A 14,567-nucleotide genomic window follows, 5' to 3' on the forward strand; every position below is an offset into this window, starting at 1 on the left:
CCAGCCTGCAGGCGGCCTACCAGGCCGAGCCCGACCTGGCCCGCTTCCACTTGGAGCTGAAGGACTCCTTGAAGCTGGCCCTGACCGCAACCCTCCTGGGCGTGCTACCCCGCCGCTGACCTGCGTTGCACTGGACAGGCCAAAACCTCTGTATTTCTCGCGCTCGGACGGTGAAGGGGCCGGGGTGCCCAAGCTCGGGCCGCTGGCCCTGACCACTTCGGACTCCGCGTCAACGCTCTTCCTCGGGCCCGGCGGCGGCTGAGCCGTCACGCCGGCGACGGCGGCAGCGCCCGGCGGACCTGGTCGACCGAGGTGTGCAGAGCCGCGGCGAGCGCGGTCGTCTCGGGCACGCTCGCCGCTCGCTTACCATGCTCGACGGCGGCGTAGAGGCTGCGGCTGATGCCCAGCGCGGCAGCGACGTCGTCCTGGGCCAGCCCCAGTCGCGCGCGCAGCGTGACCAGCGTGACCGGTGTTCCGGGCGCCAGCAGCTGCAGCATGTCGACGCCGAGCACGGCCGCCAGCGCCTGCACCGCCTTCGCCCGCGGCCTGGTCCGGCCGGACTCGTAGCGGGACACCTGCACCACCAGCGTGCGGATCAGCCGACCGGCCCGTCCTGGTGGCTGGAAGAGGCCTTCCGCGGCCACTGCGCCGGGAGTCAGGCGACCAGACGGAAGCGCTGGTTGCGGGTGCCCGGGGCGAAGCAGTCCCAGGTCTGCATGTATGCGCCATTAGCCGTGGATGCGCCGGTCACGTCCAGGCAGCGCTGGCCCACGTCGGCCTTGATGCGGTACGCGCCCATGCCAGCGTCCCAGGTCAGCCACCACTTCTGGTTGTACCCACCGGAGCAGGTCCACTGCTGCACTACGGCTCCGTTGCCCGAGTTGCCATCGCGCAGGTCGAGGCAGGCGCCGCTGTGCGCCGACACGATCGTGTACAGCTCGCCGCTGGGGTGGCCCGCGCTCCGGATGTACCACTTCTGCTGTGAGTTGCCGCTGCACGTCCACTGCTGGATCCGGGCGCCGTTGGCCCGGGACCCATTGACGACGTCCAGACACTTGCCGCTGTTCAGCGGCCGGAGCTCGTACTTGATCTCGGCCGCGCTTGCCGGTGTGGCGGCGAAGATGGCGACGAAGGCGGTCACCGAGCTGATGAGGCGTTTCATCGAGGTCCGTCACTGTCCTTCGAATGGGCACTGGTGCCGATTTCCATATCCCTCGGGCTGAGTCTCGGACATGTCGGTATACGTGGGGTATAGGCCCTGCTAAGCACGCGCTTTGGCGCTGCGACGGCGGCCACCTGTACCGCGTTGCTCCTGGTCAGGCCCGACCGGCACATTGCGTAGCGCGTCTAGGATCCGGACGCGTTGTCCGCCGCGTGGTCGGCGGGGCCGGCCCCAGGCTGACGGACAGGGTTCCCAAAATCACGGACAAATGCCGGCCTATCGTGCGCGCCTGGGTGTTCCCGGGAGGTGATCTGGTGTTCGCAACGTCCGCGATCGAAACGGAGCAATCGTGATCAGAAAGCTCGTCGCGACGACCGCCGCATTACTGGCAGGTGCGGCGCTGTTCGTCACCCCGGCGTCGGCCGGGGCCGCCGCGTTCGACCCGAACCCCACCATCGGAGGCAACGGCCTGGCCGTTCCGGCGCCGCACTACGCGACGGGAGCACGCGGAGTCAGCGCACCCTCCTACCTGCCGAGCTGCCCGTTCCAGCGGGTCTGCATCGCGGTCCTCGACTATCAGGACAGCAACATCAACACCTGGAAGATCTACGACCTGTACCAGTGCGGCGACTACTCGTTCTACGACTGGCACGCCCGCGGCTGGATCCGCAACAACCAGTCGGGCGGGGCGGTGGCGGTCCGGCTGAACTCCACGTGGGGCGTGCTCAGCCCGACCCACCCGGTGGCTGGACGTGAACTGGGAGCCCGCCTACCACTTCCGCCCTTGTTGATCTAAGCCCCTCGCCGCGCCAGATTGGCGGCGACGTGCATCCGGTTCCCGTGCGTACGGCTGTCGCAGTGCACGCGGGACCGGTTGCGCGAATCGTTCGTGGCAGGGCCATTACACCCGGCGAATCCCGATGTACGGATGGATGCGCGACTAGGGTGATCGGTCGCTCGGAGTGGGACCGATCCCAAGGGAGAATCCGTGGTTCGTCGTCGTGTCACCATGCTGTTAGCCGTGCTCATCGCACTGTCCGCATGCTCAGGTCAGGACATCGTCATTTGGCCGCCCGCCGGCTCCAACACCGCGCCGGCCGGTACGGTGGTGGCCCTACCAGACGTGCTCAAGCTGGGCGAGTCGGCGGAAATCACGGGGGAGAAGGGGCACCCGCTCACGGTGACCCCGGTCGGGGTGTACTTCTACCGAGGCCGTGTGGGGGATCGGACGCTGCCGGTGGAGAAGTGGTTCGCCGCGGTGGCGATCCGGGTGGAGGGCGCGGACAGGATGCCGCCGGACGCTGTGGGGCAGTGGTTCGTGCGGCACGGCACCCGCTTCTTCGGCACCAGTTCGGGGAACTCCGACGTCGCGCCGTGGGTGGGCTCGACAAACGCGGGGATGACTCCGGTCGCGCCGGGCGCGCCGGAGGTCGCGATCAAGACGTTCGACGTCCCGAAGGGTGGCGGGCAACTCCAGTGGACGTCCATGGAGGAGCCGCCTGTCCGGTGGCAGCTTCCGGGGCGTACGGCAGGAGAAGGGCTGGACGAGGTGGTCACGTTCATGAAGAACCGCTAGCCAGCACGGTCATTTCACAGTGATTCGGGGGTGGCTCGCTATGCGGTGGTCGGGGTCGGGTTTCGTGTCGGTGGCTGCTGCCGAACCGGCGTGTACGACAGGAGGTCGGCTTCCGTCGTAGGCTGAATCCCGCGCGTGATGGACAGGAGGCTGAGGTGGCCGAGGCGACGCTGAGCGAGACGATGGTGGCCGAGGTGATGGCCGAGTTGGCCGGGCTCGAGGACCCAAGGGCGCGCGAGGTGAACGAGAAACACGGTGACGATCACGGTGTGAACCTCAGCAAGCTGCGTGCGGTCGCGAAGCGGCTGAAGACGCAGCAGGAACTCGCGTGCCAGCTCTGGGAGACCGGTGACACCGCGGCGAGACTGCTGGCGCTCCTGATCTGCCGCCCGAAGGCGTTCGGGCGTGACGAGTTGGACGTCATGTTGCGCGAGGCGCGCAAGCCCAAGGTGCACGACTGGCTCGTGAACTACGTGGTGAAGAAGAACCCGCACTCCGAAGAGCTGCGCCTGGCCTGGTTCGCCGATCCGGATCCAGTGGTCGCGAGTGCCGGCTGGGCGCTGACCACCGAACGCGTGGCGAAGAAGCCCGAGGGCCTCGACCTCGTAGGACTGCTCGACGTCATCGAGGCGGAGATGAAAGACGTCCCGGATCGCCTGCAGTGGGCGATGAACCACTGCCTGGCTCAGATTGGGATCGAGCACGGCGAGCACCGCGCCCGTGCGCTCGACATCGGTGAGCGCCTGGAGGTGCTCAAGGACTACCCGACTTCCCCGGGCTGTACGTCTCCGTTCGCGCCCATCTGGATCACCGAGATGGTGCGCCGAGCACGGTGAGAGTCGGCGGTAGCAAATGAGGGCGGCGACGAAGGATGCAAATTGGTCCGCTCGGCGTTCGTAGCGCCGGTGTAAGCGGCGGCAGCCGGCCTTGAGGAGTACTGTCACCCATCAGGTACCCGCCGACCAGGCCGCTCGGGATATCGCGGACGCCTTCACCAAGGCGGAGGACGCTACTCACCGCTCATCATGAAAACATGAAGCTGAGGGCACATCCGATCGTGCGTGGCGGTCTGGCCCTTTCGGGCCTCGCATTCTCTCTCCCCCTTACCACTCGCAGGGTTTTCCGGCAGTGGCTGGAGCCGTACAACGACCAGTGCGTCGCCACGCTGCGAGGGTGGGTCGAACAGGAGACCCGCACCGGGCCGGACTAACCCTCACCCGTAGAGCTGATCACATTCACGACTCTCCCTGGCGAGGTTGGGTCGATAATTCCTGCCATGTGGGTGCGACTGACCATCGGGGACTTCTCCCGGATGACTCATTTGAGTGTGAAGGCGCTACGGCACTACCACGACATGGGGGTGCTTGAACCGGCCGAGGTCGACCCGGTCTCCAGCTATCGCTTCTATGCGCCGAGTCAGGTGCCGACCGCGCAGGTGATCCGTAGGTTGCGGGACCTCGGCATGCCTCTGGACGAGATCAAGGAGGTGTTGCAGGCTGCGGATGTCGAGTCTCGGAACCGGGTGATGGTCGCGCACCTGCAGCGGATGGAGTCACAGCTTGCGCAGGCGCAGTCGGTCGTCGCTTCGTTGCGATCGTTGTTGGAACGGCCGCCCGCGCCCATCGCGGTTGAGCACCGGTCGGTGGGCCCGGTGCGGGCACTCGCGATCTCTGAGCATGTGTCGATGCCCGAACTGGACGCGTGGTGGGACGGGGCGTTCCGGGAGCTGGATGCGGCGCTGGTAGCGGCGGTCGTGTCGCCGGCCGGGCCTCGTGCCGCGTTGTACTCGGCTGAGTACTTCGCGTTCGAGGCCGGCGGCGAAGTCGTCGCGTACATCCCGATCACGGATGAGGTGAGCGCCGGCGGCCGGACCAGGATGCTGGAGATCCCTCCGGCGGAGCTGGCGGTGGCCGTGCACAAGGGCGACTTCGGCAGTCTGGACCAGACCTATGGCGCGCTCGGTACCTACGTGGCAGAGCGGGAGATCGGCGTGGACGGGCCGATTCGCGAGCACTACCTGGTGACCGCGTTCGACACCGAGGACGAGTCCCGCCACCTGACCGAGGTCGGTTGGCCGATCTTCCGCACCACACGGGCTTGACCCTCCCGTAATGGGAGACCCGACGGTCGGTGCGTGGACGAGATCAACCGCATGCTCGCCAGACAGCGCCAGGCCGACCTCGTACGGGAGGCTCAACGCAGCCAACTGGCACGGGAGCACCAGGCCGCCCGCCGGGCCCCAGCTCGCCTCGGGCTTTCGCGCGAGCTGTGGCTCGTGGTGCTCGGGATCTTCTTGAACTACGTCGGCTACGGCGCAGTCCTGCCGTTTGAGGTCATCTATCTCCACGACGGTCGCGGGTTCAATCTGGGCGTCGCCGGTCTCGTGGTTGGCTTGATCAATGGTGTCGCGGTGGTGACCGCGCCGCTGGCCGGCCCGCTCATCGACCGTTTCGGGGCTCGTGCGGTGGCCGCTGGCGCCGGGGTTGTCCTGGCTGCCGGATATACCGGCCTGGCGTTCGTCCACTCGCCTGCCCAGGCGTTCGTGGCCGCCGCGATCGCGGGCGCGGGAAACGGCGCCCTGAACCCGAGCCAGTCAACGCTCGTCGCGACGCTCGCACCGCAGCAGCTGCGCCATCGCGCCACCGCGGTCTCGCGGGTTGCCGCCAACGTCGGCGTCGGGATCGGCGGCGGGGTTGGCGGCCTCGTCGCGGCGTACGGCTTGACCGGGTTCGTGGTGCTGTTCCTGGCCAACGGCGTGACCTACCTGGTCTATGTGTGCGTGTTGGTCGCCGTTGTGCGCGGGGACGCGCGACCGGAGCCGATCACGGGCGGGTATCGGCTCGTGGTTCGTGACCGCGCGTTCGTCCAGCTCGCGCTGATGAACGTGGCGATGATCGCGGTCGGTTGGGGCGTGTTCACCTGGCTCGTCCCGCCGTACGCCAAAGACGAGGTGGGCATCAGCGCGCAGCTCATCGGGTTGTTGCTGCTCGCCAATGCCGCCACGGTGGTCCTAGCCCAGGTGCCGATCGCCGTGTTCGCCGAGGGCCGCCGGCGAGCCGTGATGATGGCGCTGGCAGCGGGGATGTTCGTCGGCGCATGCCTGCTCGTGCTCGCCGCAGGCACTGGCACCGACCTGGCTATCGCGGCACTGTTCGTGGCAGCGGTCCTGGTCGGCGTCGGCGAGTGCTTCCACACGACCGTGCTGATGCCGCTCGCCGCCGATCTCGCGCCAGCGGGTCTGCGGGGAAGGTACATGGCGTCGATCGGGCTCTCATGGTGGATCGGCCTGGCCATCGCATCGGCGTTCGGCGCCCAGCTGCTCAGTGTCTCGCCGACCGCGGCGTTCCTCGTGGCCGCGGTTGTGGCACTGGCGGCCGGCGTCTCGGCACTGACGCTGGAGCGCAGGCTGCCCGACGCCTGCCGGCTGACACCTCGCCCCCACCGGTCGCCGGATGAGTAGAGAGCCCAGTGAGGTGCCGGGTTTCCCCATGGTCGCCCGGCACCCCCTGGCCATGATCAGCTCTCGGGCGTGCCGCCGTTCTCGGCGATCAGCGCGTCGGCGTCACGCAGGAGCAGGGTCCTGACCTGAGCGTCCGAGACGATCTTCGGGTCGTTGACCGCCTCGACGAAGCGCTCAAGCTTCTTGACGATCTTCTTCTTGTCCCGTTCGCGTCCCCTGTCCTCCGACACCATGACCTTCGAGATCCGGTCCTGCAGCTTCGCGGCGCCGGTGGCGTTGAGCTTCCCGGCGGCCTCGAAGCGGTCGATCAGCGCGGAGATGTCGTCCGTCGAGGTCTCGATGGAGAACGTCACCGTCTGCACGGTCTGGTTGCCAGTGTTGTCGACGGCGGTGACGGTGAGCGTGTGCTCGCCCAGGGCCAGCTCGTACAGCTTGAGCGTGCCCGGCTCGAACGGCTGCCCATCCAGCGCGCCGGTCACCGTCTTCACCCCGGACCCGGAGTCGATGGCCTCCCAGCCGATCGGCAGGTCCAGGCTGTCGCCGTACCGGGTGCCGTCCGCGACACCGGTGATCAGCACGGTGGGCGCGACGCTGTCTTCGATCTTGACCGTGACGGCCTTGATCTCCTCGACGTTGCCGGCCTTGTCGGTGGAGCGGTAGCGCAGCTCGTGCTCTCCCTCACCCGAGATGATCACCGTCTCGGTGTACGGCGTCCACCCGCCACCGTCCAGCGAGTACTCGGTGCCCGCCACGCCAGACGTCGCGTCCGCTGCGGAGAGGACCACCGACACGCCGCCGGCCGGAGTGGTGTCCGCGGTGGTCACCGGCGCGGTCGCGTCCACCTTGACCGCGAGGGTCTTGGCGTCCTCGACGTTGCCCGCCTTGTCGGCGGAACGGTAGGCCAGCGTGTGCGAGCCGTCGCCGGTGATGACCACCGGCTCGGCGTAACCGGTCCAGGCGCCGCCGTCGAGCTGGTACTCGGTACGGTCGACCCCGCTGCCCTGGTCGGCCGCCGACAGCGTGACCAGCAGCGCGCTGGTGTACCAGCCGCTCGCCGGCTGGGCCGGGTCGGTCGTCGCGGTCGTCACCGGCGCGATCCCGTCCAGGGAAAGGGTCAGCACGGCCGGGTTGTGGTCGGCCACCTTGTGCCCGTCGGTGAACCGGTCAGCGTAGTCGGTGCTGATCGGCGCGTAGCGGAAGTCCGCCACCGCGCTGTCCAACCCGTCGGTGACCAGCACGTGGTCGAGCGTCTGCAGCACGCCCTGGTAGTGCGAGCTGTAGCGGAACTCGGCCGGAGCGCTGCCCCAGAGGTTGGTCAGGCTGCTGCCGGTCTGCAGCGCGGCCAGCGGCGGCTCGGTCTCGAACTGGTTGAGGTCACCCAGCACGATCACCTGACGGCCGGCCGCCTCCAGCGACGCCACCTGGTCGCGCAGCCGGTTGGCCTGCTGCAGCTGGCAGGCGCCGGACGCGCCGCTGCCGCCCTTGGACTTGAAGTGGTTGTTCACGATCGTGAACTCCCGGCCGTACACCTGGACGTCGAGAGCCAGCGGCGGCCGGTCGTAGGCGAGGCCCGAATCATCGCACCCCGCGGTGGCCCGGTCGAACTGACGCAGGTTCGACACCGACACCCCGTCCTTCACCAGGTAGCCGACGTCGATGCTGCGGGAGTCGTTGCCCTCCAGCAGGTACGCGGTGTAGCCACCGAGCGTGCTCGCCAGATCCCTGAGCACCGCCAGGTTGTAGACCTCCTGTACGGCCACGATGTCGGGACGCTTCAGCAGGCGGTCGACCGCGTCGGCCAGGCGGGCCTTCTTCTCGTCGTACTCGGCCTGGCTGACCGGGGACAGGTCCAGCTCCACGCCGACCGGGAAGTAGTTCAGCACGTTGAACGACACCACCCGGACCTGACCCGGGGCGGCCTGCGTGACACCCGCGTACGGGTAGGCCACCGGACCGTCCACGACGGACGGCACCGCGCCCGGCTGTGGCATCAGCTTGTAGTGGCTGTAGGAGAAGGAGAGCGGACCCGTCGCGTCACGCACCTCGTCGAAAAGGTCAGCCGTGACGTAGGTGGTGGACGGAGCCGATGGCTTGTACGGGTTCCCCGGGTTGCCGGCGCCCGCGTCGGCGTCGAGCGCGAGCAACGATGCAGGCAACGGCTCGCCCTCCAGGATCCGGTCGCGGGTGGTCCCCGGCGTGAGGAAGAGCTCGCCGAACTTGTTGGTGCCGCCCGAGTTCGCCGTACCCACGGGCAGTTTCACCAGCATGTTCTCCAGCGACTCGTAGTAGGGCTTGTCGGCGCCCTGTGACTCGGCCCGCGCCTGGTCGATGACGACCGCAGCAGGTACGGCCGCAGTGCCGACCTTCGTCGGCTCCTGGCCGATCTGCTCGGCGATCTCGGTGAGGCCGAACTTCTCCTTGACCTGGCCGGTCACCCGGACGACGTCACCGGGGCGGAACGAGGAGGCCGTGTCCACGTACCCGACGAAGATGCCCTCGGACGTGGCCGGGTTGCCGTCGTCGTCGGACGGCAGCGACTGCAGGAAGATGCCGCGGTCCTCCGGGTAGGTGCGGTCGTAGTCGGCGCCCACCTCGTCGTCGATGCCGGTGACCACACCCTGCACGGTGACCGTTTTGCCGGAGCACGGCGACGCGGCGCCGCTGCCCTGGATGCCGTTGATCTTCGTGCAGTCCCCAGCGGGCGGCGGGTCGCTCGGACCCTCGTTCACCCCGCCCTTGGTCAGCTCCACGTCATCCCAGTACATGGTCATGTTGGGGAACGGGGAGACAGCCTTGCGGTCCTGCAGGTTGCCGACCCGCACCGAGGTCACGGTGAAGTCGGTGAACCCGAACGTGGTCCTGATGTCGGCGTCGAGATCCCGGGAGTTGGCGACCCAGTCGCCGTTGCCGGTGAACTGCTCGCCGATGATGTACTTGGTCGTGGCCGAGTCCTGCGGCGAGCCGGTGTAGTCGGTGCGCGAGTTGGGGTGGAAGTAGCGCAGACCGTTGAGCTGGCCGCCCGAGGTGAACTGCACCTCGGCCATCGCACCGGCCCAGTTCGCGGAGCGTGAGTCGGGGTAGAAGGTCTGCGCGGCGTCGTAGCTGAAGAACAGGTCGTTCGCGCTCGGTACGTTGACGTTCTGCTGGGCGGCGATGCCCTGGACGCCAAGGTTTGAACCAATCTGCCAGAACATCTCAAGTGCGAACTGCCCATCCGGGATCGGATTGGGCGGCGGAAACTGACCGGACGCGTTGAAGGTCTGAACGACCCACCGGAATGGAGCGTTCTCATTCCCTATCAGCACCGGCGTCCACCCGGTAGGGGTGGCCGCGTTGGCGCCAGGCTGCTCGAAGCTCGGGTTCTGCAGGTACTCGGTGGCGGTCTCGGCCTGAGCGACCGTACCCGACAGGGGTGCGGCGACCAGCGCGGCCACGATCACGGCAGTGATCCGCCGGCCGAGTCCTCTCTGGAGGGATCTCATGGCTTGGCTTTCCTCCTCGATACGCGCGGATTCATGATCCGGATCCGTAGCCAAGCGATCAGGGGTGGCCGAGCGCTGAACCCTGGTCGGCCATCAACCGTCGATTTGGCACGATCTACGACTTATGCGGCGAGTCGGCGGACAGCTGTCCGGTTTGCTCCTTGATGCCGGTGTCGCGGGGTCGGCGAACAGGCGGGACCGCGGGGAGAAGGCGGCGGTGTAGACGGCGGCGGCCCGGCTCTGCCGGGCGGCACGGCGGACGCCCATTCATTGTGGGCGAAGAGTCCACTTAGCAGAGATTCCCGGCCGCCATTGGTCCTATGGATGCGATTCCTCGCGGGTTTAAATGGACGAATCCAAGCGATTGTCGGTCCGAAAGGGCGACTATGAACAAGACATCAAGGTTGACCAGGCTCGTCGCCGTTCTCACCGCAGCCAGCGCGATGGTCTGCGGTCTGGCGGCCACCCCCGCGCGCGCGGCTACTCCCATCGACATACGCGATGGCCGGCTGACCATTCAGGAAATCTTGCAGATCAACGGAATGGACGACAGCACGCCGAAGTCCGCTGAGTTCGCTTCCGCCGGTCGAGAGTCGATGACCGAGGAGGAATTCTACGCGCTGATCGAGAAAGGGCAGTTCGACAAGTTCGAGAATTGGGTCATCGTCGACTATCCGGCACCGGAAACCACCATCAACGATGTCGCTCAGCGGCAATTCCCCGGTGGCTATGGCGACGAACACCTCATAGTCTTCTCGATCGACCTTGGAGGTTGGACTATCACTGTATCCTGCGTCAATTGGGGAGGTACCCCACCCACAATAGTGTGCTCAAGCAGTGGGCGCCCCTCGTAGCATGCGGCGCGGCCCGGTCGTAGTCGCCCAGTTCCTTGGCCGTGATCCTGAGAACGGTCGGCCCGACTTGCATCATCCGGCTGCGGATAACGTCCGGGGACAAAGCTATCTATTCGCTATAGGCAGTGCGTGGTACCGCCTTGCCGCGGATGATTCGCGGCAAGGCCGGGATCAGGGGGTCTCAGCAGGTCAGCTTTCTTTCTTCAGTGCCTTCTGCGGCGTGCAGTACGGGCAGGCGGGTGCGGGGTCGACGCAGACCTTGACGCTGTCGCTGTCGTTGGACGGGTCGAGGTCCAGTTCCTTGCCGCTTGCGGTGGCGGTGTTGGTGGTTTCGGCGACCGTGGTGGCCTTGGCCTGGATGGTCAGCGTGGCTGTGGCGCCGGCGGCGAGCGTGCCGACGGTCCAGGTGTCGCCGGGACGCCCATCCGGGTGCTCCAGATCTCGATCAGGTGATCGGTGGAGGTCGTCCGCCAGCCCGGCACCGCGTTCGAGCCGCCTTGCGAGGCATCGGGGAACGAAGCCCACGCCCCGCCGGTGACGATGGGCTGTTCGAAGCCGCCGTTGGCCAACGCCACTCGCTCCGGACAGGTAGCCGGATCCGGTGCGGCCATGCGCGCTGGGCCGGCGTGCGCCTGGGTCGGCGCGGTGCCGGCCAGCACCGCATCGGACAGCGTCAGCGGCAGGGCCGTCGCCGCCAGGGCGGCAACTGGATAAAGCATCCTGCGGATGTGCTTCATGATGATGTTCCTCTCGATGGGCGGAACTGCGTCCGTCCACCAGCGCCGGAGGATCCGCGCTGGCACCACACCGCAGATTCGCGTGAGGGGATCACCAGAGGGGATGTGACACGTACCGCTCTGCCAATATTTGGCACGATCTTGTTTGTGAGGACTCCCAGCAGCGAAGATCCCGATCCGGTCCAGGCAGCGCCGCAGGGAAAGCACGCGGGTGACCATGCCACCTAAACCGTGGAGCCGTGTCCGTACACTTGCCGGTTTTGGTCGCACCGATAAATAAATACCGGTCTGGTCTGAATTTCCACGCTCCTGATCGTTGCTCCCCGTTGTGGTCTGCTGAAGCGGAAGGAGGAATCGTGGGGCTGGCCAAGAAATGGATGATGGAACTCGAGGAGCGGGGCTTCGGCGACACCGGCGACCACGCGGTGTGCCTGACCTGTGTTCTCAGCGACGACCTGCGGAAACAGCTCTCCGAGATGGTGTCCGTCCCGAAGTGCTCCTTCTGCGGCGAGGAGTCGCCCTCGGTGGACCTCGAGGACCTCCTGCCGCTGGTGATGGACGCGATCCGGTTCTTCTATGAACGCTCGGAGGAGAGCCTGTTCTGGAGCGATGACGTCACCCGTCGCTCCAGCACGTGGGAAGTCGTCACCGATGTGTGCTCCGGCATGCTGAGCGACGGAGTTGTCGAGGTGATCACCGAGATCATCCCCGAAGACGACTGGAACGAAGATCCGGGGCAAATGCGACCGGACAGGGCACTCAGTCTCGCTTGGGAGATCTTCAAGGAGAAGGTCAAACACGAGACCAGGTTCGTCTTCCTGGCCCTTCCAGAAGAACCATCAGATCACCCGGACGACTTCACCACCACCGAACTCCTCGAAACGCTCGTGAAGATCATCAAGCGTCAGAACACGATCGTGGAACTGCCCGCAGGCCACGTGTTCTTCCGCGGCCGCCTGATCGACAACCCAGACCAGGTCGAACAGTACAACGCGGAGAACCTGGGCTCACCTCCACCGAGAAAGGCGTCGGCCAATCGGATGAGCCCGGCCGGGATCTCCATGTTCTACGGAAGCGACGACGCCGAGACCGTGGTCGCCGAGATCGGCGCGCACAGCGCCAGCCGGTTCGCGGTCATCGCGGGGTTCGAGGCCGTCCGGCCGCTGCGAATGGTCGACCTAGCCGGGTTGCCGGAGGTCCCGAACTACTTCAGCCCCCAAGGCCGTGAGCAGTTCTTCGACGTGATGTTCCTCCGCGCGTTCGCCGCTGATCTGCGGGAACCGGTCTCCTTCAACGGCGGCGAACACATCGAGTACGTTCCCACCCAGGTCGTCACCGAGTACCTGCGCTGGCTACCCCAGCTCGCCCTCGACGGTGTGCTGTTCACCAGTCCACACAACGGCGGCCGCTCGTGCGTGCTGTTCTGCGGCCCCGACGCCTGCGCCGACAGTGGCGAGGAAACCGAGGAGACCGTACTGCGACTCCGGAAGGGGTTGGTACGGGTCCTCCGTGTCGTGTCCGTCCCGGCAGACCTCTGATCCCTCCAGTCATCGATACCGCCGTCTCGCTGGCCTGCGCAAGCTCCGCTGCAATGGGAACCATCGCTGGTAGGGAGCTGCCTTGCATGTCACTTAACCCCGGATTGACTAGCACGGCGACCGCACGCCGCCGTTCGCGCCGGCGATCAATTCAGACCGCTCTGAGCCAGCCGCTTCGTCACAGCGCGGAGTTGTGACCTCCACACAATGCCCACGGACTCTGCCACCCCCCACAGTGACCCGTGGCCATGTTTCAGAGGTCATCGGGACAGAAGTCCGGGTCTCTTCGTCAGGCGTGACCGGTGCATACTGCCGCAGCTCGCCGTCCCTCAACATTGACAACCTGAAAAACGCCTCCTCCTGATCCATCATGAAGACCTGCAGCGCGTTCGGGCACCGCCAGGGCATCTGCGCAATGTGATCAAGGACTGCATTCAGGTCGGCATGGTTGAGCGCACCGGCCCACATATCGCACTCGGGGTACTTCCACCCACCCCATGCCGTGTCCTCGCCAGTGATCTCGCAGAGAAAGCCGCAACCTCGCCCTGGCCTATCCCGCAGCGGAGCTTCCGTACGCAGCCAATCGCTCAACGCCTCCACGTTCGGACGGTCATTCGAATCGATCGACACCATCACGTTGGTGACCCAGCTCATCCGCCTATTGTCCGCCTTCAACGTCCGCACCGCCCGAGTCAAGGTCGGCCGCACTACTCAGGCAAGCACCGCGTGCTGGGATGGACGTCCAGGTCATCACTCCACCAGTTGGGACGATCATCTGGACGTCGGGGGTTGCGCGGCAAGACGCACGATCTGGCCGCAGCCCGGACCTGGGGCGCCTTGCGGGCGTTGGAGCGAGCCGGGATCCTCAGTCCCTCGCCAAGGTGGCGATCATCCTTCGTCGCAGTGCAACAAGTGATCGGAATGCGGCTGATTGCGGTAGGAATGAAATGTGGACCCTGATTTAGCCTCGCGCATCCTGCACAGAGTCCGTTTCGTCGCCCGGCTGTTGCTTCTGCTGCTCCTCCTGTGTGGCGCGTTGGTCACTAGTGCGAGTTACATGCCTTCCCCGCGGACGGTCGAGCAGTTTCGCAGTGCGGTGATGGCCGGTGACGTCGACCGGGTGAGCTACCAGATCTTCGGCCCCGACGAGTTGGCGTCCCTGGTGTGGTCGGAGTCGCCGCTGGTGTGGCACGAGGTGGAGGGCAGGATCGCCGATTCTGAGGGGCTGTACACGCCGGAGCGGCTCATGGCCGACGTGCGTCGCGCGTCCGTCCGCCCGTCCGTGGTGCAGCATGGTGGGCGAGAGCCCGCTGTGAGCAATTCGATCTTTCCTGACTGGCCTTTCGAGCTTCCCGGCGGTTCGAATCTGTGGTGGGTCGCCGCCGTCTGGGTGGCCGCCTTCGTTTCCATGCTGGGTTCCACGCCTCGTCTGGCCAATCGATGGGCATGGTTCTGGATGTTCACCGTCGGACAAGTCGGGGCGCTTCTGTTCCTGATCATGGAACCGAGGCCTCTGTGGAAGGGCCCCGGCGAAGGGCTCACTCCGACCGAGCGGATAGAAGGTGGCCGTGGCTGCCTGTACTCGATCCTCCTGGGCTTCGTCTCCGTGGCCGTGGCTCTGGGCGTCGGCCAGCTCGTCAAACTGGTCTTGGGCTGAGCTGTCGCGGCGTCAGAAGAGGCCTTCTATCCATGAGGGCGGGGCTCCACCCAGGAACGAAGGGATGGGTCAGGCCGTGACCCGGGGGGTCACGGCCATCG

Annotated in this window: 14 protein-coding genes and 2 pseudogenes; 10 read left to right on the forward strand and 6 right to left on the reverse strand. The window is 66.5% G+C overall.

Features of this window, described 5'->3' with window-relative positions:
- Window positions 1-266 precede the first annotated feature (266 nt).
- Window positions 267-644 (reverse strand): helix-turn-helix transcriptional regulator, encoded by a 378-nt coding sequence (locus tag ABGB08_RS41795; protein WP_347602266.1) that lies wholly within the window; start codon window positions 642-644, stop codon window positions 267-269.
- 11 nt (window positions 645-655) lie between these two features.
- Complete coding sequence (locus ABGB08_RS41800) at window positions 656-1,162, reverse strand: RICIN domain-containing protein (protein WP_347602268.1); 507 nt, start codon at window positions 1,160-1,162, stop codon at window positions 656-658.
- A gap of 349 nt (window positions 1,163-1,511) precedes the next feature.
- Between ABGB08_RS41800 and ABGB08_RS41805 the strand changes: the two genes are divergently transcribed.
- From ABGB08_RS41805 to ABGB08_RS41815, 3 genes are all read left to right on the forward strand, one after another.
- The gene (locus tag ABGB08_RS41805) at window positions 1,512-1,958 is read left to right on the forward strand and encodes a hypothetical protein (RefSeq protein ID WP_347602270.1); all 447 of its coding nucleotides are present in this window, start codon (window positions 1,512-1,514) and stop codon (window positions 1,956-1,958) included.
- A 192-nt stretch (window positions 1,959-2,150) separates the two neighbouring features.
- A complete protein-coding gene (locus ABGB08_RS41810; protein WP_347602272.1) occupies window positions 2,151-2,738 on the forward strand; it encodes a hypothetical protein in 588 nt (195 codons plus the stop codon).
- A 197-nt stretch (window positions 2,739-2,935) separates the two neighbouring features.
- Window positions 2,936-3,574, forward strand: coding sequence for a DNA alkylation repair protein (locus tag ABGB08_RS41815; protein WP_347602396.1), 639 nt, complete (start codon window positions 2,936-2,938; stop codon window positions 3,572-3,574).
- Here ABGB08_RS41815 and ABGB08_RS41820 read toward each other — a convergent pair.
- A pseudogene (locus ABGB08_RS41820) lies at window positions 3,572-3,664 on the reverse strand (IS5/IS1182 family transposase); the annotation flags it as partial. The gene ABGB08_RS41815 and the pseudogene ABGB08_RS41820 sit on opposite strands and share 3 nt — an antisense overlap.
- A gap of 107 nt (window positions 3,665-3,771) precedes the next feature.
- Here ABGB08_RS41820 and ABGB08_RS41825 point away from each other — a divergent pair.
- From ABGB08_RS41825 to ABGB08_RS41835, 3 genes are all read left to right on the forward strand, one after another.
- Window positions 3,772-3,948: a hypothetical protein gene (locus tag ABGB08_RS41825; RefSeq protein ID WP_347602274.1), complete on the forward strand. Its 177-nt coding sequence runs from the start codon at window positions 3,772-3,774 to the stop codon at window positions 3,946-3,948.
- A 66-nt stretch (window positions 3,949-4,014) separates the two neighbouring features.
- Window positions 4,015-4,839, forward strand: a complete 825-nt coding sequence (locus ABGB08_RS41830; RefSeq protein ID WP_347602276.1) for a MerR family transcriptional regulator — start codon at window positions 4,015-4,017, stop codon at window positions 4,837-4,839.
- Between the two features lie 33 nt (window positions 4,840-4,872).
- Complete coding sequence (locus ABGB08_RS41835) at window positions 4,873-6,198, forward strand: MFS transporter (protein ID WP_347602278.1); 1,326 nt, start codon at window positions 4,873-4,875, stop codon at window positions 6,196-6,198.
- Between the two features lie 56 nt (window positions 6,199-6,254).
- Here ABGB08_RS41835 and ABGB08_RS41840 read toward each other — a convergent pair whose 3' ends face one another.
- Complete coding sequence (locus tag ABGB08_RS41840; RefSeq protein ID WP_347602280.1) at window positions 6,255-9,680, reverse strand: endonuclease/exonuclease/phosphatase family protein; 3,426 nt, start codon at window positions 9,678-9,680, stop codon at window positions 6,255-6,257.
- Window positions 9,681-10,066: 386 nt separating this feature from the next.
- On the opposite strand from ABGB08_RS41840, the gene ABGB08_RS41845 reads away from it, so the two are divergent.
- Window positions 10,067-10,534 (forward strand): hypothetical protein, encoded by a 468-nt coding sequence (locus ABGB08_RS41845; RefSeq protein ID WP_347602282.1) that lies wholly within the window; start codon window positions 10,067-10,069, stop codon window positions 10,532-10,534.
- 189 nt (window positions 10,535-10,723) lie between these two features.
- On the opposite strand, the gene ABGB08_RS41850 is transcribed toward ABGB08_RS41845, so the two are convergent.
- A complete protein-coding gene (locus ABGB08_RS41850) occupies window positions 10,724-11,059 on the reverse strand; it encodes a hypothetical protein (protein ID WP_347602284.1) in 336 nt (111 codons plus the stop codon).
- Between the two features lie 568 nt (window positions 11,060-11,627).
- Here ABGB08_RS41850 and ABGB08_RS41855 point away from each other — a divergent pair.
- Entirely contained in the window at window positions 11,628-12,809 is a 1,182-nt protein-coding gene (locus ABGB08_RS41855; RefSeq protein ID WP_347602286.1) for a HEPN-associated N-terminal domain-containing protein, read from the forward strand.
- Window positions 12,810-12,917: 108 nt separating this feature from the next.
- Here ABGB08_RS41855 and ABGB08_RS41860 read toward each other — a convergent pair whose 3' ends face one another.
- Window positions 12,918-13,463, reverse strand: a complete 546-nt coding sequence (locus ABGB08_RS41860; protein ID WP_347602402.1) for a hypothetical protein — start codon at window positions 13,461-13,463, stop codon at window positions 12,918-12,920.
- A 45-nt stretch (window positions 13,464-13,508) separates the two neighbouring features.
- Between ABGB08_RS41860 and ABGB08_RS41865 the strand changes: the two are divergent.
- Both ABGB08_RS41865 and ABGB08_RS41870 read left to right on the forward strand, forming a co-directional pair.
- A pseudogene (locus tag ABGB08_RS41865) lies at window positions 13,509-13,670 on the forward strand (transposase family protein); the annotation flags it as partial.
- A 196-nt stretch (window positions 13,671-13,866) separates the two neighbouring features.
- A complete protein-coding gene (locus tag ABGB08_RS41870) occupies window positions 13,867-14,466 on the forward strand; it encodes a hypothetical protein (RefSeq protein WP_347602288.1) in 600 nt (199 codons plus the stop codon).
- The last annotated feature ends 101 nt before the right edge of the window (window positions 14,467-14,567 follow it).

Source organism: Acrocarpospora sp. B8E8 (genome assembly GCF_039871605.1).
Classification (GTDB): domain Bacteria; phylum Actinomycetota; class Actinomycetes; order Streptosporangiales; family Streptosporangiaceae; genus Acrocarpospora; species Acrocarpospora macrocephala.

Excerpts from the sequence above, each read along its gene's own strand:
- ABGB08_RS41800 (WP_347602268.1), bottom strand. The coding sequence starts at position 1,162 with ATGAAACGCCTCATCAGCTCGGTGACCGCCTTCGTCGCCATCTTCGCC.
- ABGB08_RS41815 (WP_347602396.1), top strand. The coding sequence starts at position 2,936 with ATGGCCGAGTTGGCCGGGCTCGAGGACCCAAGGGCGCGCGAGGTGAAC.
- ABGB08_RS41825 (WP_347602274.1), top strand. The coding sequence starts at position 3,772 with ATGAAGCTGAGGGCACATCCGATCGTGCGTGGCGGTCTGGCCCTTTCG.
- ABGB08_RS41830 (WP_347602276.1), top strand. The coding sequence starts at position 4,015 with ATGTGGGTGCGACTGACCATCGGGGACTTCTCCCGGATGACTCATTTG.
- ABGB08_RS41840 (WP_347602280.1), bottom strand. The coding sequence starts at position 9,680 with ATGAGATCCCTCCAGAGAGGACTCGGCCGGCGGATCACTGCCGTGATC.
- ABGB08_RS41845 (WP_347602282.1), top strand. The coding sequence starts at position 10,067 with ATGAACAAGACATCAAGGTTGACCAGGCTCGTCGCCGTTCTCACCGCA.
- ABGB08_RS41860 (WP_347602402.1), bottom strand. The coding sequence starts at position 13,463 with ATGAGCTGGGTCACCAACGTGATGGTGTCGATCGATTCGAATGACCGT.
- ABGB08_RS41870 (WP_347602288.1), top strand. The coding sequence starts at position 13,867 with ATGCCTTCCCCGCGGACGGTCGAGCAGTTTCGCAGTGCGGTGATGGCC.